A 17,875-nucleotide genomic window follows, 5' to 3' on the forward strand; every position below is an offset into this window, starting at 1 on the left:
CCGCATCGAGTGGGTGCGCGTCTCGCAATCGTAACAATCGTTCCTATATCGGGGGTGGCTTTAAAGGCCGCCCCCCACATCCAAGGAAAAGACCATGGCACGCAGCCATCCGCTCGAACGCTATCGCAATTTCGGTATCATGGCGCACATTGACGCCGGCAAGACCACGACGACCGAGCGCATTCTCTATTACACCGGCAAGTCCTACAAGATCGGCGAAGTCCATGACGGCGCCGCGACGATGGACTGGATGGAGCAGGAACAGGAACGCGGCATCACGATCACGTCCGCCGCGACGACCTGCTTGTGGAAGGCCGAAGAAGGCCAGGGCCCGGAGCATCGCCTGAACATCATCGACACCCCCGGACACGTCGACTTCACGATCGAAGTCGAACGTTCGCTGCGCGTGCTCGACGGTGCGATCACCGCGTTTGACGGCGTTGCGGGCGTTGAGCCGCAGTCTGAAACCGTGTGGCGCCAGGCCGACAAGTATAAAGTTCCGCGCATGTGCTTCGTCAACAAGCTCGACCGCACCGGCGCCGACTTCTATTATTGCGTCCAGACGATCATCGATCGCCTTGGCGCGACCCCGGCCGTCCTTTATCTGCCCATCGGCGCCGAAGGCGACTTCAAGGGGCTGGTCGACCTCGTCAACGAGCGCGCGATCATCTGGAAGGACGAAAGCCTCGGCGCGGAATTCTTCTATGAGGAAATCCCCGCGGATCTCGCCGACAAGGCGGCCGAATATCGCGAAAAGCTCGTAGAGCTCGCCGTCGAACAGGACGACGACGCGATGGAAGCCTATCTCGAAGGCACCGTTCCCGACGTCGCCACGCTCAAGAAGCTGATCCGCAAGGGCACGCTGGCACAGGCGTTCGTTCCGGTCCTCTGTGGCTCGGCGTTCAAGAACAAGGGCGTTCAGACGCTGCTCGACGCGGTTGTCGACTATCTGCCTTCGCCGCTCGACATTCCCGACGTCCAGGGTCTCAAGCTCGACGGCGAAACCCCCGATTCGCGTCCGCCGGCCGACGATGCGCCGCTGTCGCTGCTGGCGTTCAAGATCATGAACGACCCGTTCGTCGGCTCGCTCACCTTCGCCCGCATATATTCGGGTACCCTGAACAAGGGCACGTACCTGAACTCGGTGAAGGACAAGAAGGAAAAGGTTGGCCGCATGCTGCTGATGCATGCGAACAGCCGCGAAGACATCGAAGAAGCCTATGCGGGCGACATCGTTGCGCTCGCGGGCCTCAAGGAAACCACCACCGGGGATACGCTCTGCGCCACTAACGCGCCGATCATCCTCGAGCGGATGGAATTCCCCGAGCCCGTGATCGAGCTTTCGGTGGAACCGAAGACCAAGGCCGACCAGGAACGTATGGGCATCGCGCTCAATCGTCTGGCCGCCGAGGATCCCTCGTTCCGCGTGTCGACCGACCATGAATCGGGCCAGACGATCATCAAGGGCATGGGCGAGCTTCACCTCGACATCCTCGTCGATCGCATGAAGCGCGAGTTCAAGGTCGAAGCGAACGTTGGCGCGCCGCAGGTGGCGTACCGCGAATCGCTCGCAAAGGCTGTCGACGTCGACTATACCCACAAGAAGCAGTCGGGCGGCTCGGGCCAGTTCGGCCGCGTCAAGGTCAGCGTCGCTCCGGGCGAACGCGGCGCGGGCATCACTTTCATCGACGAGATCAAGGGCGGTAACATTCCGCGTGAATATATCCCGTCGGTCGAAAAGGGCATGCGCGAGTCGGCCGAAAACGGTCACATGATCGGCTTTCCGATCATCGACTTCGAAATCAAGCTCACGGACGGCGCGTACCACGACGTCGACTCGTCGGCGCTGGCGTTCGAAATCGCGGGCCGGGCGGCGATGCGCGAAGTGGCGGCAAAGGCCGGCATCAAGCTGCTCGAGCCGGTGATGAAGGTCGAAGTCGTTACCCCTGAGGAGTTCATGGGCGACGTGATCGGCGACCTTAACAGCCGTCGCGGGCAGATTCAGGGCACCGACAGCCGGGGCATCGCCCAGGTCGTCGAGGCGATCGTTCCGCTGGCAAACATGTTCGGCTATGTGAATCAGCTGCGCAGCTTCAGCCAGGGTCGCGCCAGCTACTCGATGCAATTCTCGCATTATGAAGAAGTGCCGACCAACGTCGCCGAAGAAGTGAAGGCCAAGATGGCCTGATGGGTCAAAACCGCGCGGGCTTGCACCGCGCGGCAAGACCCTCTAAGGGCGGCGCCTGATTCAGCAGGCTCGTCCAGGACTGATCAACGCAAACATTGAACAAGAAGGTTGTTAAATCATGGCCAAGGCTAAATTTGAGCGGACGAAGCCGCACTGCAACATCGGCACCATCGGTCACGTCGACCATGGCAAGACCTCGCTGACCGCAGCGATCACCAAGGTGCTCGCCGAAAACGTCGCCGGCAACGCCGCCGTCGACTTCGCGAACATCGACAAGGCTCCCGAAGAGCGCGAGCGCGGCATCACGATTTCGACCGCACACGTCGAATATGAAACCGACGGCCGTCACTATGCGCACGTCGATTGCCCGGGACACGCCGACTATGTGAAGAACATGATCACCGGTGCCGCCCAGATGGACGGCGCGATCCTCGTTGTGTCGGCCGCTGACGGCCCGATGCCGCAGACCAAGGAGCACATCCTGCTCGCGAAGCAGGTCGGCGTTCCGACCATGGTCGTCTTCCTCAACAAGGTCGACCAGCTGGACGATCCCGAACTGCTCGAGCTCGTTGAGCTCGAAATCCGCGAAGAACTGTCGAAGCGCGACTTCGACGGCGACAATATCCCGATCATTCCGGGTTCGGCTCTCGCCGCCCTCGAAGGTCGCGACGACGCCATCGGCAAGGATGCGATCCTGAAGCTGATGGCTGCCGTCGACGCGTGGATCCCGCAGCCGGAACGTCCGCTCGACAAGCCCTTCCTGATGCCGATCGAAGACGTGTTCTCGATCTCGGGTCGCGGTACCGTCGTCACCGGCCGTATCGAAACCGGCGTCGTCAAGGTTGGTGAAGAAGTCGAAATCGTCGGCATCAAGGACACCAAGAAGACCGTCGTGACCGGCGTCGAAATGTTCCGCAAGCTGCTCGACCAGGGCCAGGCTGGCGACAACGTCGGCGCGCTGATCCGCGGCGTCGGCCGTGAAGAAGTCGAGCGTGGCCAGGTTCTGGCAAAGCCCGGCTCGATCACGCCGCACACCGAGTTCACCTCGGAAGTGTATGTCCTGTCGAAGGATGAAGGCGGCCGTCACACGCCGTTCTTTGCGAACTATCGTCCGCAGTTCTATTTCCGCACCACCGACGTTACCGGTGAGGTTATCCTCCCCGAGGGCACCGAGATGGTCATGCCGGGCGACAACGTCCAGCTGTCGGTCAAGCTGATCGCCCCGATCGCCATGGACCCGGGTCTGCGCTTCGCAATTCGCGAAGGTGGCCGCACGGTCGGCGCAGGGGTTGTGGCGACGGTCACAAAGTAATATAGGGCCGCGAGCCGCTCGATTCGGAAGTGATTCGGGCGGCTCGTAGCTTTAAGAATTTTAATGGCCGAGCCGGCTTCCACTAGGGAGCCGGAACAGGCCATTTCGGCTCTTTCGCATCGTTAGACGGGATTCGACTGGAACAGTCATGGAAACGCAGAATATTCGCATTCGCCTGAAGGCCTTTGATCACCGCGTGCTCGATCAGGCCACCACCGACATTGCCGACACGGCACGTCGTACCGGAGCGCTTATTCGCGGCCCGATCCCGCTTCCGACGCGTATTGAAAAATTCACCGTGAACCGCGGCCCGCATGTCGACAAAAAGTCGCGCGAGCAGTTCGAGGTGCGTACCCACAAGCGGCTGCTCGACATCGTGCAGCCCACCCCGCAGACGGTCGACGCGCTGATGAAGCTCGACCTCGCCGCGGGCGTCAATGTTGAGATCAAGTTGGCGTAAGCCAACGCAGCCCCCGGATAAGCGGGGGTCTCTATCGGCAGGACACTTCGGTGACTGCATTGTCCGGCGCGATCCGGACCGACGATAGGGTGGATACCGCCGGCCGTTTCTTCGGAAACATTCAAACCGGGCTGCGTCCCCCGTCTCGCCGCTTCTCCTTCGGGAAGGCGGCACCTCAGCCCGGACGGGGCGATGCATCGAAATTCTGGGCTGGGAGGGTAGTCGTCGGGCTTTGCTTGATGGCTTCCCGCAAGCCGTGCGGAATGGTCCGCCCGGCCTCTGTTGAGGAGTATGATCATGCGGACTGGCGTGATCGCGAAGAAAATGGGGATGACCCGCCTGTTTCAGGACGACGGCCGCCACGTGCCCGTCACCGTCCTGAGCCTCGAAGGCTGTCAGGTCATTTCTGTGCGCGAACAAGAACGTGACGGCTATGTGGCCGTTCAGCTCGGTGCCGGCTCGGCGAAGGCGAAGAATGTTGCGAAGCCGCAGCGCGGCGCTTTCGGCAAGGCCGAAGTCGAACCCAAGGCGAAGGTCGTCGAATTCCGCGTCGCTGACGACGCGACGCTCGACGTCGGCGCGGAACTGTCGGCCGACCATTTCGTCGCCGGCCAGATTGTCGACATCCAGGGCGTGACCCAAGGTAAGGGCTTTGCCGGTGCGATGAAGCGCTGGGGTTTCGGCGGTATGCGCGCAACCCACGGCGTTTCGATCAGCCACCGTGCTCATGGTTCGACGGGCAACCGTCAGGATCCGGGCCGCGTCTTCAAGAACAAGAAGATGGCCGGCCACATGGGCGCGCGCAACCGCACCCAGCAGAATCTCGAAATCGTTCGCACCGACGTCGAGCGCGGCCTCATCTTCGTCAAGGGCTCGGTCCCTGGGTCGAAGGGCGGCTGGCTGATGGTCCGCGATGCGGTCAAGCTGCCGCGCCACCCTGAGGCCCCCTATCCTGCGGGCATCAAGAGCGCAGCGAACGCCAATCAAGAAGCCCCGGCTGATGCGTCTGTGGAAACCCCGGTTGAAGAAACCGTGGTCGACACTGCCACCACCGACGGCGCACAGGAGTCCTGATCATGAAGGTCAAGGTTCACACCATCGACGGCAAGGCCGGCGCGGACATCGATCTTAACGACGATGTGTTCGGCGTCGATCCGCGTGCCGACATTCTCCATCGCGTCGTCAGCTGGCAGCTCGAAAAGCGTCGTGGCCCGGCTCGCGCCGCCCGCGAACGCAGCGACGTGTCGCGCACCGGCAAGAAATTCGGTCGCCAGAAGGGCGGCGGTACCGCGCGTCACGGCGATCGCGCAGCCCCGATCTTCATCGGCGGCGGCAAGGCGCATGGTCCGCGTGCCCGCACCTTCGGCCACTCGCTGAACAAGAAGATCCGCACGCTCGGCCTCAAAATGGCGCTGAGCGACAAGGCGAAGGGCGGCAAGATCCTCGTTCTCGACACGCTCGAGCTCAAGGACGCCAAGACCAAGGCGCTCGCCGGCCAGCTCGGCAAGCTCGAACTCGGCAATCGCGCACTTTTCATCGATGGTGATGCAGTGCACGAAAGCTTCGCCATGGCGTCGGCCAACCTGATCGGTATCGACGCGATGCCGGCGATGGGTGCCAACGTCTATGACATTTTGCGCGCCGATACGCTGGTCCTGACCCGCGCCGGCCTCGAAAAGCTGGAGGCACGCTTCAATGGCTAAGGCAAAAACAGTCGACGCGCGTCACTATGACGTGATCCTCGCTCCGGTGATCACCGAAAAGTCGACGCTGCTCAGCGAAAATGACGCAGTGGTGTTCAAGGTTGCGAACGACGCAACCAAGCCCGCCATCAAGGCCGCCGTCGAGGCGCTGTTCGATGTCAAGGTTCTAAGCGTCAATACGCTGATCACCAAGGGCAAGACCAAGCGCTGGAAGGGCAAGCCCTACACCCGCAGCGACGTGAAGAAGGCGATCGTTCGCCTGGCCGAAGGCCAGACGATCGACGTCACGACCGGCGTCTGATTGTAGGAAGAGGCAGAGAAAATGGCACTTAAATCCTATAATCCGACCAGCCCCGCGCAGCGCGGCCTGATCCTCGTCGACAAGTCGTCGCTGTGGAAGGGCAAGCCCGTCAAGGCGCTGACCGAAGGCAAGAACAAAACCGGTGGCCGCAACAACAAGGGTCATGTGACCTCGCGCGGCATCGCTGGTGGCCACAAGCAGAAGTACCGCTTCATCGACTTCAAGCGTCGCAAGTGGGACATGCCGGCTACCGTCGAGCGTCTGGAATATGACCCCAACCGCACGGCGTTCATCGCGCTCGTCAAATATGAAGACGGTGAGCAGACCTACATCCTGGCGCCGCAGCGTCTGGCCGTTGGCGACACCGTCGTCGCCGGCAAGAAGACCGACGTGAAGCCGGGCAATGCGATGGAATTGTCGCAGATGCCGGTCGGCACGATCGTCCACAATATTGAGATGAAGCCGGGCAAGGGTGGCCAGATCGCCCGTTCGGCCGGCACCTATGCCCAGGTCGTCGGCCGTGACCGCGGTCTCGTCATCGTGCGTCTCGGTTCCGGCGAGCAGCGTTACATTCGCGGCGAGTGCATGGGCACGGTCGGTGCGGTGTCGAACCCCGACAACCAGAACACCAACCTGGGCAAGGCCGGCCGCAATCGCTGGCTCGGCAAACGCCCGCTGACGCGCGGTGTTGCAAAGAACCCGGTCGATCACCCGCATGGCGGCGGCGAAGGCCGTACCTCGGGCGGCCGTCACCCGGTGACCCCGTGGGGCAAGCCGACGAAGGGTGCGCGTACGCGCCACAACAAGTCGACCGACAAGATGATCATCCGGTCGCGTCACGCGAAGAAGAAGAGGTAAGCCATGGCTCGCTCGGTCTGGAAGGGTCCTTTCGTGGACCTCCATCTGCTCAAGAAAGCCGAAACGGCCCAGGAAGGCAGCAGCAATGCGCCTATCAAAACCTGGTCGCGCCGGTCCACCATCCTGCCGCAGTTCGTGGGGCTGACCTTCAACGTCTACAACGGCCGCAAGTTCGTGCCGGTGTCGGTGAACGAAGACATGGTCGGCATGAAGCTGGGTGAATTTGCGCCGACGCGCTTCTTCCCCGGGCACGCTGCCGACAAGAAGGGCAAACGCTAATGGGCAAGGAAAAGTCCCCCCGCCGCGTTGCGGATAACGAGGCACTCTCGGTCGGCACGCAGATTCGCGGTTCGGCGCAGAAGCTGAACCTCGTCGCCGCGCTGATCCGCGGCCGCAAGGTCGAAGACGCGATGAACATCCTCACCTTCTCGAAGAAGGCGATGGCTGTCGACGTGCGCAAGGTTCTCGCCAGCGCGGTCGCCAACGCGGAAAACAACCACAATCTCGACGTTGATGCGCTCGTCATCAAGGAAGCGAGCGTTGGCAAGTCGATCTCGATGAAGCGCTGGCACGCACGCGGCCGCGGCAAGTCGACCCGGATCGTCAAGCCGTTCAGCCGCATCCGCATTGTCGTGCGCGAACAGGAAGAAGAGGCGTAAGATGGGCCAGAAGAGCAATCCGATCGGCCTGCGCCTGCAGGTCAACCGCACCTGGGACAGCCGCTGGTTCGCCGAAGGCCAGGACTATGGCCGCATGCTGGTCGAGGATCTGAAGATCCGCCAATATGTGTTCAAGAACCTGCCGCAGGCCGCGATCTCGAAGGTCGTGATCGAACGTCCGGCCAAGCTGTGCCGCGTGTCGATCTATGCCGCCCGTCCGGGCGTCATCATCGGCAAGAAGGGCGCGGACATCGAAAAGCTGCGCAAGAAGCTCGGTGAACTGACGGGCAGCGACGTGTCGCTGAACATCGTCGAAATCCGCAAGCCCGAAGTCGACGCCAAGCTCGTCGGCCAGGGCATTGCCGATCAGCTCGAACGCCGCGTCGCGTTCCGTCGCGCCATGAAGCGTGCGGTTCAGTCGGCGATGCGTCTGGGCGCCGAAGGCATCCGCATCAACTGCGCCGGCCGTCTCGGCGGCGCGGAAATCGCACGTACCGAATGGTACCGCGAAGGCCGGGTGCCGCTTCACACGCTGCGCGCCAACGTCGACTATGCCGAATCGACCGCTCACACCGCTTATGGCGTGTGCGGGATCAAGGTGTGGATCTTCAAGGGCGAGATTCTCGGCCACGACCCGATGGCGACCGACCGTCTGATGCTCGATGCACAGACGACCGGCGTCCGTCCGGCTCGTGAAGATCGCCGCTAAGGACTGCTGACATGCTGCAACCGAAAAAAACCAAGTTCCGTAAGGCTTTCAAGGGCCGCATCCATGGCAACGCCAAGGGCGGAACCAGCCTGAACTTCGGCTCCTACGGGCTGAAGGCGATGGAACCCGAGCGCATCACCGCGCGTCAGATCGAAGCGGCTCGCCGTGCGATCAGCCGTGCGATCAAGCGTCAGGGCCGTTTGTGGATCCGTATCTTCCCCGACGTCCCCGTGTCGTCGAAGCCTGCCGAAGTCCGTATGGGTAAGGGCAAGGGTTCGCCGGAATTCTGGGCCGCTCGCGTGAAGCCGGGTCGCATCCTGTTCGAACTCGACGGCGTTCCCGGCCCCGTGGCCGCGCTGGCGTTCGAACGCGCCGCGATGAAGCTGCCGATCAAGACGAAGGTGATTGCCCGTCTCGGCGACACCTCGCATCTGGAGGGTTAAGGGCCATGTCCAAGACCGAAGATTTCAAGGCCAAGACCGACGACCAGCTCGCCGAACAGCTTGGCGAACTGAAGCGCGAGGCGTTCAACCTCCGTTTCCAGGCGGCCACCGGCCAGCTTGAAAAAGCGTCGCGCGTCAAGGAAGTGCGGCGCTCGATCGCCCGCATCAAGACGCAGCAGACCGAGCGCACGCGCTCGGCCGCGAAGTAAGGAGACTATCGATGCCGAAGCGCATTCTGACCGGTACGGTGGTGTCCGACAAGGGCGACAAGACCGTTGTGGTGAAGGTCGAACGGAAGGTGAAGCACCCTCTGTACGGCAAGATCATCCGTCGTTCGAAGAAGTATCATGCCCACGATGAGGACAACGCCATCAAGGCTGGCGAAACCGTCCGCATCGAGGAAACGAAGCCGATTTCGAAGCTGAAGACGTGGAAGGTGCTCGACAAGGTCGACACCCACAGCAAGCCCAAGACGGCTGCTGACGCCTAAGCTGAGTTTCACGGAACCGCCGGGGCATCCCGGTAGGCCAAAAAAGAAGGAAATGCATCGATGATTCAGATGCAGTCACAATTGGAAGTCGCTGACAACAGCGGTGCCAAGCGCGTCCAGTGCATCAAGGTGCTCGGCGGGTCGAAGCGTCGCACCGCCGGCGTAGGCGACGTGATCGTCGTGTCGATCAAGGAAGCTCAGCCGCGCGGCAAGGTGAAGAAGGGTGACGTGCATCGCGCCGTTATCGTTCGCACTGCCAAGGACGTGCGCCGCGCCGATGGCTCGGTCATCCGTTTCGACAGCAACGCCGCCGTGCTCGTCAACAAGAATGAGGAGCCGATCGGCACCCGTATCTTCGGCCCCGTCGTCCGCGAACTGCGCGGCCGTGGCTATATGAAGATCATCAGCCTGGCGCCGGAGGTGCTCTGATCATGGCGAACAAGATCAAGAAGGGCGACACGGTTGTCATCCTGTCCGGCAAGGACAAGGGCAAGACCGGTGAAGTGACGCAGAGCCTGCCGAAAGACGGCAAGGTCGTCGTCGCTGGCGTCAATGTCATCACGCGCCACCGCAAGCCGAGCCAGACCAACCCGCAGGGTGGCCTGGAACGCAAGGAAGCGCCGCTGTACGCGAGCAAGGTTGCGATTGCCGATCCCAAGACCGGCAAGCCGACGCGCGTTCGTTTTGAAACCAAGGACGGCAAGAAGGTCCGCGTGGCCGTGAAGTCCGGGGAGACGCTCAATGGCTGACAATTACACCCCGCGCATGCGCAAGCGCTACGACGATGTGATCGTCAAGGCGATGACCGAGAAATTCGGTTACAAAAATGCGATGGAAGTGCCGAAGATCGAAAAGATCACGCTCAACATGGGCGTCGGCGAAGCCACGCAGGACAAGAAGAAGGTCGAGAAGGCCGCCGAGGAAATGGAATTGATCGCGGGGCAGAAGCCCGTCGTGACCAAGGCCAAGAAGTCGATCGCACAGTTCAAGCTGCGCGAAGGCATGCCGATCGGCTGCAAGGTCACCCTGCGCCGCGAACGCATGTACGAATTCCTCGATCGCCTGATCACGATCGCAATGCCGCGCATCCGCGACTTTCGCGGCGTGTCGGCGACGAGCTTCGACGGCCGTGGCAACTATGCCATGGGCCTGAAAGAGCAGATCATCTTCCCCGAGATCAACTATGACCGCATCGACCAGGTGCGCGGCATGGACGTGATCGTCACCACCACCGCCCGTACGGACGAAGAAGCCCGCGAACTGCTCAAGCTGTTCGGCTTCCCCTTCCCGATCGAAGCGCAGGAAAAGGAAGCCGCCTGATCCCTTTGGGACCAGGCAGGCTCTTTCAAGAAGGAAAGAGAACTTAAGTCATGGCGAAACTGAGTTCGATGAACAAGAACGAGCGTCGCAAGCAGCTGGTGAAGAAGTACGCCGGCCGTTATGCGAAGCTGAAGGCGATTGCAGCGGACACCTCGCTCGATGATGGCGAGCGTCTGATCGCGCGCCTCAAGATGGCGGAAATCCCGCGCAATGGTAACCCGACCCGCATCCGTAATCGGTGCGAGCTGACCGGGCGCCCGCGCGCTTATTATCGCAAATTCCGGCTGTGCCGTATCCAGCTCCGCGATCTGGCCAACAAGGGCCTGATCCCCGGTGTTGTGAAATCGAGCTGGTAAGGGACTGACAAGATGGCAATGACCGATCCCCTGGGTGATATGCTCACCCGCATCCGCAACGGCCAGACGGCGAAGAAGGACAGCGTCCTGACGCCGGCTTCGACGCTGCGCGTCCGCGTTCTCGATGTTCTCCAGCGCGAAGGCTATATCCGCGGCTACAGCGAAGAAGCGCTGGGTGCCAAGGGCCAGCACAAGGGCATCCGCATCGAACTGAAATATTTCGAAGGGCAGCCGGCGATCCGCCATGTGGCGCGCGTTTCGAAGCCCGGTCGCCGCGTCTATTCGGGTTCGAAAGAACTTCCGATCGTGCGCAACGGCCTGGGTATCACCATCGTGTCGACCCCGCGCGGCGTTCTCTCGGACGCCGAAGCACGCGAACATAATGTCGGCGGCGAAGTGCTGGCGGAGGTGTTCTGATGTCGCGCATTGGTAAAAAGGCAGTGGGCATTCCCAGCGGCGTCACCGCCGCGATCGACGGCGGCCAGCTGTCGGTCAAGGGCCCCAAGGGCACGCTCGCGATGCCGCTTTCCGACCTCATCAATTATGAAGTCGCCGAAGGCAGCATCTCGGTCCAGCCCGCGAACACGACCCGCGAAGCTCGCGCCTTCTGGGGCATGCAGCGGACGCTGGTGCAGAACCTGATCACGGGTGTCACCGAAGGCTTCACCAAGGTCCTCGAGATCACCGGTGTCGGCTATCGTGCCAACTCGCAGGGCAAGACTCTGAAGCTGCAGCTCGGCTACAGCCACGATGTCGATTTCGCGGTGCCCGAAGGCATCGAGATCAAGACGCCGGACAACACGACGATCGAGATCAGCGGCATCGACAAGCAGCAAGTCGGCCAGGTCGCGGCGGAAATCCGCCGTTGGCGTAAGCCCGAACCCTATAAGGGCAAGGGCATCAAATATCGCGGCGAGTACATCTTCCGCAAAGAAGGCAAGAAGAAGTAAGCCATGGCACATCTTACCCCTTTCCAAAAACGCCGTCAGCGCGTCCGTACAGCCCTCCGTCAGCGCTCGGGTGGCCGCGCCCGCCTGTCGGTGCACCGTTCGGGCCGCCACATCTATGCACAGCTCATCGATGACGCTGCCGGGCAAACGCTCGCTTCGGCGTCGACGCTGGACAAGGATGTCCGCGGCAAGACCGGCGCAACCACGGCAGCTGCGGCTGACGTTGGCAAGCGCCTCGCCGCTGCCGCTAAGAAGGCCGGCGTGACGCAGGTCGTCTTCGACCGCGGCGGTTTCCTGTTCCACGGGCGCATCAAGGCGCTGGCCGACGCGGCTCGCGAAGGCGGATTGGAGTTCTAATCATGGCAGACGAAGTACAGAACGTCGAAGGCGCTCCCGAAGCAGCCCCCACCGATGGCCAGGCTCCGCGCCGCGGCCGTGGCGGCGGCCGCGATGGTAGCCGTGGCGGTCGTGACGGTGGCCGTGGCCGCCGCGACGATCGTCGCCCGCGCGACGATGAGGGCGGCGAAGAGCTGATCGAAAAGCTCGTCCACATCAACCGCGTCTCAAAGACCGTGAAGGGCGGCAAGCGCTTCGGTTTCGCCGCGCTCGTCGTCGTCGGTGACGGCAAGGGCCGCGCCGGTTTCGGTCATGGCAAGGCGCGCGAAGTGCCCGAAGCCATTTCGAAGGCGACCGCGGCTGCAAAGAAGGCGATGATCCGCGTTCCGCTGCGCGATGGCCGCACGCTGCACCATGACGGTCGCGGTGTGTTCGGTGCGGGCAATGTAACGCTGCGTTCGGCACCCGCCGGTACCGGCATCATCGCCGGTGGCCCGATGCGCGCCGTGTTCGAATCGCTGGGCGTTGCCGACGTGGTGACCAAGTCGGTCGGCACCTCGAACCCCTACAACATGATCCGTGCGACCTTCGAGGCGCTCGGCGAACAGACCAGCCCGAAGTCGGTCGCGCAGCGTCGCGGCAAGAAGGTTTCGGACCTGATCAAGCGTGGCGGTGCATCCGACCGCGCAGCCGAGGCGGAAGCCGCGGCGGTGACGGAGTAAGACGATGGCTGACAAGAAGATCAAGATCCGCCAGATCGGTTCGCCGATCCGTCGTCCCAAAGGCCAGCGTGCCATCCTGACCGGCCTCGGCCTGGGCAAGATGCACCGCGAGGTCGAACTGGTCGACACCCCGGAAGTGCGCGGCATGATCCGCAAGCTTCCCCACATGGTGAAAGTCATCGAGGGCTAAACCCCTCGGTACTTTCCCGAATCCTATTAGCGCGACAAAAGCGAAAGCGAGTGCAAAATGACGATCAAGCTTAACGAACTTCGTGACAATAATGGCGCCCGCAAGGGCCGTATGCGCGTCGGACGCGGCATCGGTTCGGGCAAGGGCAAGACCGCCGGCCGCGGCCAGAAGGGCCAGAAAGCCCGCAGCGGTGTCGCGATCAACGGCTTCGAAGGCGGCCAGATGCCGCTTCACATGCGCATCCCGAAGCGCGGCTTCAACAACATCTTCGGTAAGGATTTCGCGATCGTGAACCTGGGCATGGTCCAGAAGCTGATCGACGCGAAGAAGCTCGATGCGAAGGCGACGATCGATCACGCAGCGCTCAAGGCCGTTGGCCTGGCGCGCGGCGGCAAAGACGGCGTTCGCCTTCTCGCCAAGGGCGAACTCACCGCGAAGGTGACCTTTGCCGTTGCCGGCGCGTCGAAGGGCGCGATCGAAGCGGTCGAAAAGGCCGGTGGCAAGGTCGAACTGCCCGAGCCCAAGGCCGAAGGCGAAGGCAAGAAAGCCAAGCGCAAGGCCGAAGCGGCCGCCAAGAACGCCTGATTTTCGGCAAAGGGTGGTTCGGAGCACGAACCGCCCTTTGTTATTTGAAGACCGATATTTCCCGTTCGTGTCGAGCGAAGTCGAGACACCCATCGGAACAGCATAGGGTCGAGGGGCATCTCGACTTCGCTCGATGCGAACGGATAGATGGGGCCTGCAACCGCCGCATCTGTAAATGGGCCTTTCCCCTTGCGCTTCGACCCATGCGAACGCACATAGGCGCCGGGTCGCGGGGGCGCGGTCCGCCACTCGAGGAAAGATCACCATGGCCTCTCGCGCCGACCAGCTTGCTTCCAACCTGAACTTTTCAAAGTTCGGCCAGGCGACCGAACTCAAGAACCGCATCTGGTTCACAATCGGCGCCCTGATCGTCTTCCGTTTTCTGTCGTTCGTGCCGCTGCCGGGGGTCGACCCCGTTGCGCTGGCGTCGCTCTACAGCCAGGCCGCGTCGGGCGGCGTCCTCGACATCTTCAACACTTTCTCGGGCGGCAGCCTGGAGCGCATGAGCATCATCGCGCTCGGGGTGATGCCCTATATTACGGCGTCGATCGTCGTGCAGCTGGCGTCGGCTTTGTCGCCCAGCCTCGCCGCACTCAAGAAAGAGGGCGAAAGCGGGCGCAAGAAACTCAATCAATATACCCGTTACGGCACCGTCGGTCTGACCGCGATACAGGGTTATTTCATCGCCGTTGGGCTTGAATCGCTCGGCGCGACGCAGGGCATCGCGGCGGTCGTCGACCCCGGCATGATGTTCCGCATCGGCGCCGTGATCAGCATCGTCGGCGGAACGCTCTTCCTGATGTGGCTCGGCGAACAGATCACCAGCCGCGGCATAGGCAACGGCGTTTCGCTGATCATCATGGCGGGCATTTTGGCGCAGCTGCCGCGCAGCTTTGCCCAGATGTTCACGCAGGTGCGCGAAGGCTCGATGGGCGGCGGCACGATCCTCGCGGTCGTCGGCGGCGCGATCGTCGTCATCGCCTTTATCAGCTTCATGGAACGCGCACAGCGCCGCGTCCTCGTCCAATATCCAAAGCGCGCCACTCAGCGCGGCGTGATGCAGGCCGACCGCAGCCACCTGCCCCTGAAGGTCAACACCGCAGGCGTAATCCCGCCGATCTTCGCCTCGTCGCTGCTGCTGATGCCGCTGACCGTCACGCAAATGATGGGTCAGAATGTCCAAGGCGACACCGCGACCGGCGACTTCCTTATCACGCTCAACCAGTATCTCGCGCACGGCCAGCCGCTCTATATGGCGCTTTATGCCGCGGGCATCATCTTCTTCTGCTTCTTCTACGTCGCGGTCGTCTTCAATCCCGAAGAAACCGCCGACAATCTGAAGCGCCAGAACGGCTTCATCCCCGGCATCCGCCCGGGCAAGAACACCGCCGCCTATCTCGACCATGTGCTGACGCGCATCACCGTGATCGGTGCGGCCTATCTGGCGGCGATCTGTCTGATCCCCGAATATTTCATCGCCGGATCGGGCCTGCCGTTCCAGCTCGGCGGCACCAGCCTGCTGATCATCGTCAACGTGACGATCGACACGATCAGCCAGATCCAGAGCCACATGCTCGCGCATCAATATGGCGACCTCATCAAGAAGGCGAAATTGAAGGGGGGCGTTGCGCGGCGCTAAAGCGCCCGCTACGTCCATCCGCGCCACACGAATAGGGCAACGTGCAGGAAACAGGGGCCTCCATGACGCTGAATATCATTTTGCTGGGTCCGCCGGGTGCGGGCAAGGGAACGCAGGCAGTGCGCCTGGAAGAAGAGCATGGCATGGTCCAGCTCTCGACCGGCGACATGCTCCGTGCGGCAGTCAAGGCGGGGACTCCGATCGGGCTGCAGGCGAAAGCCGTCATGGACGCGGGCGAACTCGTTTCGGACGAGATCGTCTCGGGTCTGATCGGCGAACGGCTCGACCAGCTCGGCAACGACGTCTCGGTGATCTTCGATGGCTATCCGCGCACGGCGGCACAGGCCGAAGCGCTCGACGGCATCTTGTCGGCGCGCGGGCGTAAGCTCGACCATGTAATCGAGCTGCAGGTCGAGGAAGATGCGCTCGTCGACCGCATCACCGGCCGCTTCAGCTGTGCCAAATGCGGGGCGGGTTATCACGACCGCTACAAGCTGCCCAAGGTCGAAAACACCTGCGACGTCTGCGGCAACCACGAGTTCAAGCGCCGTCCCGACGACAATGAAGAAACGGTGCGCACGCGCATGGCCGAATATCGCGCCAAGACCGCGCCGATCCTGCCGATCTATGAAGCGCGCGGCATCGTGACGCATGTCGATGGCATGGCGCCGATCGATGAGGTCAACGACGCGATCGAAACGATCCTCGCGGGCTGAGGCTAGCCAGTCCTCCCGGCACCGGTTATTGAGGCGCCAAGGGGGACAGGGTGATGGCAATTTCCAGACATTTTGCGGGCGCGGCGATGATCGGCGCGCTGGCTTTCGCGCCGGTCGCAAACGCCAAGGTCGTCGACCAAAGCGACGCCGGCTTCACCGTCGCGCACACGGGGCAGGTCGCCGCGACCCCTGCCGATGCGTGGAAGATGCTTCGTATGCCCGAAAGCTGGTGGTCGAAAGATCATAGCTGGTCGGGGGACGCCGCGAACTTCTGGCTCGATTCGCAGGCGGGCGGTTGTTTCTGCGAGAAACTGCCCGATACGGGCGGAGGCGTCGGCAGCGTCCAGCACGCGCGCGTCCTCTTTTCAAAACCGGGCCAGATGCTTCGCCTCTCGGGCGCTTTCGGACCGCTGCAAGGCGAGGCGCTGACGGGCACGCTGACGATCCAGATCAAGGAAACCCCGATGGGCAGCGCGCTGCGCTTCGACTATGTCGTCGGCGGCTATATGCGCTTCAAGGTTGCCGACATCGCACCCGCGGTCGACAAGGTGATCGGCGAGCAATTGCTCGGGCTCGCCAATGCGCTCGGCGGCGCGCTGCCGCCGACGCGCGACGAAAAGGCGGCGGGCGAGGGCAAGGACGAGCCGAAGGCCGAAACACCGCCCGTGAAGGATGAGCCTGGCCTTGATGCCGCCGTCGCCGACCTGGTCGAGGAAGAGGCTAAGCCCGCACCCGAAGGTCGCTAGGCGTCGGGTTTGCCGCGCAGCTTGGCGAGCGCAGCGAATGGCCCCGCAGCCTCTTCGCTGAGCACGCCTTTTTCGGCGAGGATGCGGTCCGCGTCGGGATGACGCGGGAAGGGATCGAGCGCGAGCGAGAGCGTCTGCACCGCCGCTTCGCCAAGGTCGACGCGGTCGCCCTCGAGCGGCAGCAAATCGAGTTCGTCGCTGCCGATCTCGATCTCTTCATCCTCGCTGACCGGCGCGTCGACATCGCGCAGGAAACGCAGGTCGAATGGCTCGGCGATCGTCGCGGGGACGGGCAGGTCGGTCGCGGCGCACGCCTGCACCACCTTGGCTTGCACCTCGCCCTTCGCGCCGATGCCGCCGGCGATCGCGCGCACTTCGCCGGTGATAAAAAAGCAGTCGAGCGCGACCAATGCCAGCCGCTCGGCGATCTGGGCGCGGGCCTCGGCATCGGCCTCGACCGACAGGGTGCGGCCATGCGCGGCGTCGGCCAGCGTGACGATCAGCGAGAATTCGGGATCGCTCAATGCCCTGCTCCGCCCAGGCGGTCGGCGGCGATCAGATCTGCCACCGGGGTCGCGGAGAGGGCCGCGCGCAGCGCGGAAACTTCGGTCATCACATGCGCGAGCCCTGGTTTGCCGGGCTCTTGCCCGCGCCACAGGTTGCGGATCAGCGCGCTACGCAATTCGTCCGATCCGTCGGTGGCGCGATAGGCGCCGAGCCGCCCGCCGAGCGCGCTCATCATCCGCCCGACCTGCTTGCCGACCACCATGTCGCCAAAGCCGATCTGGCGCATCTGGCCGTCCATGTCGTTCACGAACAATTCGGTGAGCTGGACGCCCGCGAGCCCGTGTGCCGGCTCGTCGTCGATGCGGTGCAGCACCAGCGCCGTAACAAGACTGACCATATCGAACCGTCCGTCGAGCGTGTCGGGAACGGTGCCCTGCGCATACCAGTGCGGCGCGCGCGCGGTGGCGACGACGGCATTCCATAGCGGGCGGCGCGCCTCGCGCGGATCGGGGTCGGATTTAAAGAGTTTGCGAAGTGAGAACATGGCAGCTGCTTAGGCGCATTCGGGCCGCCGGAAAAGAGCCGCCGGTCAGCTTGTGGCAAGCTTTACTGCGCCACAAGCGGCTTGTGCGCGCTGTCCGCTTGCGGTTAAGAGGCGCGAGAGCCAGCGCCGACCGCCCGGATA

General features: G+C 62.9%; 28 protein-coding genes. 26 read left to right on the forward strand and 2 right to left on the reverse strand.

Annotation, left to right across the window (positions count from 1 at the left end; genetic code table 11):
• Nucleotides 1–94: 94 nt before the first annotated feature.
• The 26 genes from fusA to SKP52_RS20795 all read left to right on the forward strand — a co-directional run bounded on the left by fusA (nt 95) and on the right by SKP52_RS20795 (nt 16,683).
• Nucleotides 95–2,188, forward strand: a complete 2,094-nt coding sequence (gene fusA, locus SKP52_RS20670) for an elongation factor G (RefSeq protein ID WP_039578265.1) — start codon at nt 95–97, stop codon at nt 2,186–2,188.
• 118 nt (nt 2,189–2,306) lie between these two features.
• Nucleotides 2,307–3,500 (forward strand): elongation factor Tu, encoded by a 1,194-nt coding sequence (tuf, locus tag SKP52_RS20675; RefSeq protein WP_039578268.1) that lies wholly within the window; start codon nt 2,307–2,309, stop codon nt 3,498–3,500.
• Between the two features lie 148 nt (nt 3,501–3,648).
• Entirely contained in the window at nt 3,649–3,960 is a 312-nt protein-coding gene (gene rpsJ / locus SKP52_RS20680) for a 30S ribosomal protein S10 (protein ID WP_003042199.1), read from the forward strand.
• Between the two features lie 297 nt (nt 3,961–4,257).
• Entirely contained in the window at nt 4,258–5,034 is a 777-nt protein-coding gene (gene rplC, locus SKP52_RS20685) for a 50S ribosomal protein L3 (protein ID WP_039581867.1), read from the forward strand.
• A 2-nt stretch (nt 5,035–5,036) separates the two neighbouring features.
• Entirely contained in the window at nt 5,037–5,663 is a 627-nt protein-coding gene (gene rplD, locus SKP52_RS20690; protein ID WP_039578275.1) for a 50S ribosomal protein L4, read from the forward strand.
• Entirely contained in the window at nt 5,656–5,964 is a 309-nt protein-coding gene (locus SKP52_RS20695) for a 50S ribosomal protein L23 (RefSeq protein WP_037515644.1), read from the forward strand. Before rplD ends, SKP52_RS20695 begins: the two co-directional genes overlap by 8 nt.
• Before the next feature lie 21 nt (nt 5,965–5,985).
• Complete coding sequence (rplB, locus tag SKP52_RS20700) at nt 5,986–6,822, forward strand: 50S ribosomal protein L2 (protein WP_039578277.1); 837 nt, start codon at nt 5,986–5,988, stop codon at nt 6,820–6,822.
• Nucleotides 6,823–6,825: 3 nt separating this feature from the next.
• A complete protein-coding gene (rpsS, locus tag SKP52_RS20705) occupies nt 6,826–7,101 on the forward strand; it encodes a 30S ribosomal protein S19 (RefSeq protein WP_039578279.1) in 276 nt (91 codons plus the stop codon).
• On the forward strand, nt 7,101–7,481 hold the full coding sequence (gene rplV / locus SKP52_RS20710; RefSeq protein ID WP_037515650.1) for a 50S ribosomal protein L22: 381 nt from the start codon (nt 7,101–7,103) through the stop codon (nt 7,479–7,481). The genes rpsS and rplV overlap by 1 nt, the downstream gene beginning before the upstream one ends.
• A 1-nt stretch (nt 7,482) precedes the next feature.
• On the forward strand, nt 7,483–8,190 hold the full coding sequence (rpsC, locus tag SKP52_RS20715; RefSeq protein WP_037515652.1) for a 30S ribosomal protein S3: 708 nt from the start codon (nt 7,483–7,485) through the stop codon (nt 8,188–8,190).
• 11 nt (nt 8,191–8,201) lie between these two features.
• Nucleotides 8,202–8,633, forward strand: a complete 432-nt coding sequence (gene rplP / locus SKP52_RS20720; RefSeq protein ID WP_037515653.1) for a 50S ribosomal protein L16 — start codon at nt 8,202–8,204, stop codon at nt 8,631–8,633.
• A gap of 5 nt (nt 8,634–8,638) precedes the next feature.
• Entirely contained in the window at nt 8,639–8,842 is a 204-nt protein-coding gene (gene rpmC, locus SKP52_RS20725) for a 50S ribosomal protein L29 (protein ID WP_039578281.1), read from the forward strand.
• Nucleotides 8,843–8,853: 11 nt separating this feature from the next.
• Nucleotides 8,854–9,123, forward strand: a complete 270-nt coding sequence (rpsQ, locus tag SKP52_RS20730) for a 30S ribosomal protein S17 (RefSeq protein WP_039578283.1) — start codon at nt 8,854–8,856, stop codon at nt 9,121–9,123.
• Between the two features lie 60 nt (nt 9,124–9,183).
• Nucleotides 9,184–9,552 (forward strand): 50S ribosomal protein L14, encoded by a 369-nt coding sequence (gene rplN / locus SKP52_RS20735; RefSeq protein ID WP_011543078.1) that lies wholly within the window; start codon nt 9,184–9,186, stop codon nt 9,550–9,552.
• Complete coding sequence (rplX, locus tag SKP52_RS20740; protein ID WP_228383933.1) at nt 9,552–9,872, forward strand: 50S ribosomal protein L24; 321 nt, start codon at nt 9,552–9,554, stop codon at nt 9,870–9,872. Before rplN ends, rplX begins: the two co-directional genes overlap by 1 nt.
• Nucleotides 9,865–10,443, forward strand: coding sequence for a 50S ribosomal protein L5 (rplE, locus tag SKP52_RS20745; protein WP_039578290.1), 579 nt, complete (start codon nt 9,865–9,867; stop codon nt 10,441–10,443). Before rplX ends, rplE begins: the two co-directional genes overlap by 8 nt.
• Before the next feature lie 50 nt (nt 10,444–10,493).
• Nucleotides 10,494–10,799, forward strand: coding sequence for a 30S ribosomal protein S14 (rpsN, locus tag SKP52_RS20750; protein ID WP_039578292.1), 306 nt, complete (start codon nt 10,494–10,496; stop codon nt 10,797–10,799).
• A gap of 12 nt (nt 10,800–10,811) precedes the next feature.
• A complete protein-coding gene (gene rpsH / locus SKP52_RS20755) occupies nt 10,812–11,216 on the forward strand; it encodes a 30S ribosomal protein S8 (protein ID WP_039578294.1) in 405 nt (134 codons plus the stop codon).
• On the forward strand, nt 11,216–11,749 hold the full coding sequence (rplF, locus tag SKP52_RS20760) for a 50S ribosomal protein L6 (RefSeq protein ID WP_039578297.1): 534 nt from the start codon (nt 11,216–11,218) through the stop codon (nt 11,747–11,749). Before rpsH ends, rplF begins: the two co-directional genes overlap by 1 nt.
• 3 nt (nt 11,750–11,752) lie before the next feature.
• Nucleotides 11,753–12,106, forward strand: a complete 354-nt coding sequence (gene rplR, locus SKP52_RS20765; protein WP_039578300.1) for a 50S ribosomal protein L18 — start codon at nt 11,753–11,755, stop codon at nt 12,104–12,106.
• Nucleotides 12,107–12,108: 2 nt separating this feature from the next.
• Complete coding sequence (gene rpsE / locus SKP52_RS20770; RefSeq protein WP_039578304.1) at nt 12,109–12,807, forward strand: 30S ribosomal protein S5; 699 nt, start codon at nt 12,109–12,111, stop codon at nt 12,805–12,807.
• Nucleotides 12,808–12,811: 4 nt separating this feature from the next.
• A complete protein-coding gene (gene rpmD / locus SKP52_RS20775; protein ID WP_039578307.1) occupies nt 12,812–12,997 on the forward strand; it encodes a 50S ribosomal protein L30 in 186 nt (61 codons plus the stop codon).
• A 57-nt stretch (nt 12,998–13,054) separates the two neighbouring features.
• Entirely contained in the window at nt 13,055–13,582 is a 528-nt protein-coding gene (gene rplO, locus SKP52_RS20780) for a 50S ribosomal protein L15 (protein ID WP_039578310.1), read from the forward strand.
• A 265-nt stretch (nt 13,583–13,847) separates the two neighbouring features.
• The gene (gene secY / locus SKP52_RS20785) at nt 13,848–15,221 is read left to right on the forward strand and encodes a preprotein translocase subunit SecY (RefSeq protein ID WP_039578315.1); all 1,374 of its coding nucleotides are present in this window, start codon (nt 13,848–13,850) and stop codon (nt 15,219–15,221) included.
• Nucleotides 15,222–15,283: 62 nt separating this feature from the next.
• Nucleotides 15,284–15,937 (forward strand): adenylate kinase, encoded by a 654-nt coding sequence (locus tag SKP52_RS20790; protein ID WP_187337269.1) that lies wholly within the window; start codon nt 15,284–15,286, stop codon nt 15,935–15,937.
• 53 nt (nt 15,938–15,990) lie between these two features.
• Nucleotides 15,991–16,683, forward strand: a complete 693-nt coding sequence (locus SKP52_RS20795; protein WP_052208650.1) for a hypothetical protein — start codon at nt 15,991–15,993, stop codon at nt 16,681–16,683.
• On the opposite strand, the gene SKP52_RS20800 is transcribed toward SKP52_RS20795, so the two are convergent.
• Both SKP52_RS20800 and SKP52_RS20805 read right to left on the reverse strand, forming a co-directional pair.
• Nucleotides 16,680–17,207, reverse strand: coding sequence for a YceD family protein (locus SKP52_RS20800; protein WP_039578322.1), 528 nt, complete (start codon nt 17,205–17,207; stop codon nt 16,680–16,682). The two genes, SKP52_RS20795 and SKP52_RS20800, sit on opposite strands and share 4 nt — an antisense overlap.
• Nucleotides 17,204–17,734, reverse strand: a complete 531-nt coding sequence (locus SKP52_RS20805; protein WP_039578325.1) for a ubiquinol-cytochrome C chaperone family protein — start codon at nt 17,732–17,734, stop codon at nt 17,204–17,206. Before SKP52_RS20805 ends, SKP52_RS20800 begins: the two co-directional genes overlap by 4 nt.
• Nucleotides 17,735–17,875: the final 141 nt, after the last annotated feature.

Origin of the sequence: Sphingopyxis fribergensis (assembly GCF_000803645.1) — a bacterium.
Classification (GTDB): Bacteria; Pseudomonadota; Alphaproteobacteria; order Sphingomonadales; family Sphingomonadaceae; genus Sphingopyxis; species Sphingopyxis fribergensis.

Excerpts from the sequence above, each read along its gene's own strand:
- rpsQ (WP_039578283.1), top strand. The coding sequence starts at position 8,854 with ATGCCGAAGCGCATTCTGACCGGTACGGTGGTGTCCGACAAGGGCGAC.
- rpmD (WP_039578307.1), top strand. The coding sequence starts at position 12,812 with ATGGCTGACAAGAAGATCAAGATCCGCCAGATCGGTTCGCCGATCCGT.
- rplP (WP_037515653.1), top strand. The coding sequence starts at position 8,202 with ATGCTGCAACCGAAAAAAACCAAGTTCCGTAAGGCTTTCAAGGGCCGC.
- rplD (WP_039578275.1), top strand. The coding sequence starts at position 5,037 with ATGAAGGTCAAGGTTCACACCATCGACGGCAAGGCCGGCGCGGACATC.
- rplC (WP_039581867.1), top strand. The coding sequence starts at position 4,258 with ATGCGGACTGGCGTGATCGCGAAGAAAATGGGGATGACCCGCCTGTTT.
- rplF (WP_039578297.1), top strand. The coding sequence starts at position 11,216 with ATGTCGCGCATTGGTAAAAAGGCAGTGGGCATTCCCAGCGGCGTCACC.
- rplO (WP_039578310.1), top strand. The coding sequence starts at position 13,055 with ATGACGATCAAGCTTAACGAACTTCGTGACAATAATGGCGCCCGCAAG.
- fusA (WP_039578265.1), top strand. The coding sequence starts at position 95 with ATGGCACGCAGCCATCCGCTCGAACGCTATCGCAATTTCGGTATCATG.
- rplV (WP_037515650.1), top strand. The coding sequence starts at position 7,101 with ATGGGCAAGGAAAAGTCCCCCCGCCGCGTTGCGGATAACGAGGCACTC.
- rplE (WP_039578290.1), top strand. The coding sequence starts at position 9,865 with ATGGCTGACAATTACACCCCGCGCATGCGCAAGCGCTACGACGATGTG.
- rpsC (WP_037515652.1), top strand. The coding sequence starts at position 7,483 with ATGGGCCAGAAGAGCAATCCGATCGGCCTGCGCCTGCAGGTCAACCGC.
- rplB (WP_039578277.1), top strand. The coding sequence starts at position 5,986 with ATGGCACTTAAATCCTATAATCCGACCAGCCCCGCGCAGCGCGGCCTG.
- rpsH (WP_039578294.1), top strand. The coding sequence starts at position 10,812 with ATGGCAATGACCGATCCCCTGGGTGATATGCTCACCCGCATCCGCAAC.
- rplR (WP_039578300.1), top strand. The coding sequence starts at position 11,753 with ATGGCACATCTTACCCCTTTCCAAAAACGCCGTCAGCGCGTCCGTACA.
- rpmC (WP_039578281.1), top strand. The coding sequence starts at position 8,639 with ATGTCCAAGACCGAAGATTTCAAGGCCAAGACCGACGACCAGCTCGCC.
- rpsJ (WP_003042199.1), top strand. The coding sequence starts at position 3,649 with ATGGAAACGCAGAATATTCGCATTCGCCTGAAGGCCTTTGATCACCGC.
- secY (WP_039578315.1), top strand. The coding sequence starts at position 13,848 with ATGGCCTCTCGCGCCGACCAGCTTGCTTCCAACCTGAACTTTTCAAAG.
- SKP52_RS20805 (WP_039578325.1), bottom strand. The coding sequence starts at position 17,734 with ATGTTCTCACTTCGCAAACTCTTTAAATCCGACCCCGATCCGCGCGAG.
- SKP52_RS20795 (WP_052208650.1), top strand. The coding sequence starts at position 15,991 with ATGGCAATTTCCAGACATTTTGCGGGCGCGGCGATGATCGGCGCGCTG.
- SKP52_RS20695 (WP_037515644.1), top strand. The coding sequence starts at position 5,656 with ATGGCTAAGGCAAAAACAGTCGACGCGCGTCACTATGACGTGATCCTC.
- rplN (WP_011543078.1), top strand. The coding sequence starts at position 9,184 with ATGATTCAGATGCAGTCACAATTGGAAGTCGCTGACAACAGCGGTGCC.
- rpsS (WP_039578279.1), top strand. The coding sequence starts at position 6,826 with ATGGCTCGCTCGGTCTGGAAGGGTCCTTTCGTGGACCTCCATCTGCTC.
- rpsE (WP_039578304.1), top strand. The coding sequence starts at position 12,109 with ATGGCAGACGAAGTACAGAACGTCGAAGGCGCTCCCGAAGCAGCCCCC.
- SKP52_RS20790 (WP_187337269.1), top strand. The coding sequence starts at position 15,284 with ATGACGCTGAATATCATTTTGCTGGGTCCGCCGGGTGCGGGCAAGGGA.
- tuf (WP_039578268.1), top strand. The coding sequence starts at position 2,307 with ATGGCCAAGGCTAAATTTGAGCGGACGAAGCCGCACTGCAACATCGGC.
- rpsN (WP_039578292.1), top strand. The coding sequence starts at position 10,494 with ATGGCGAAACTGAGTTCGATGAACAAGAACGAGCGTCGCAAGCAGCTG.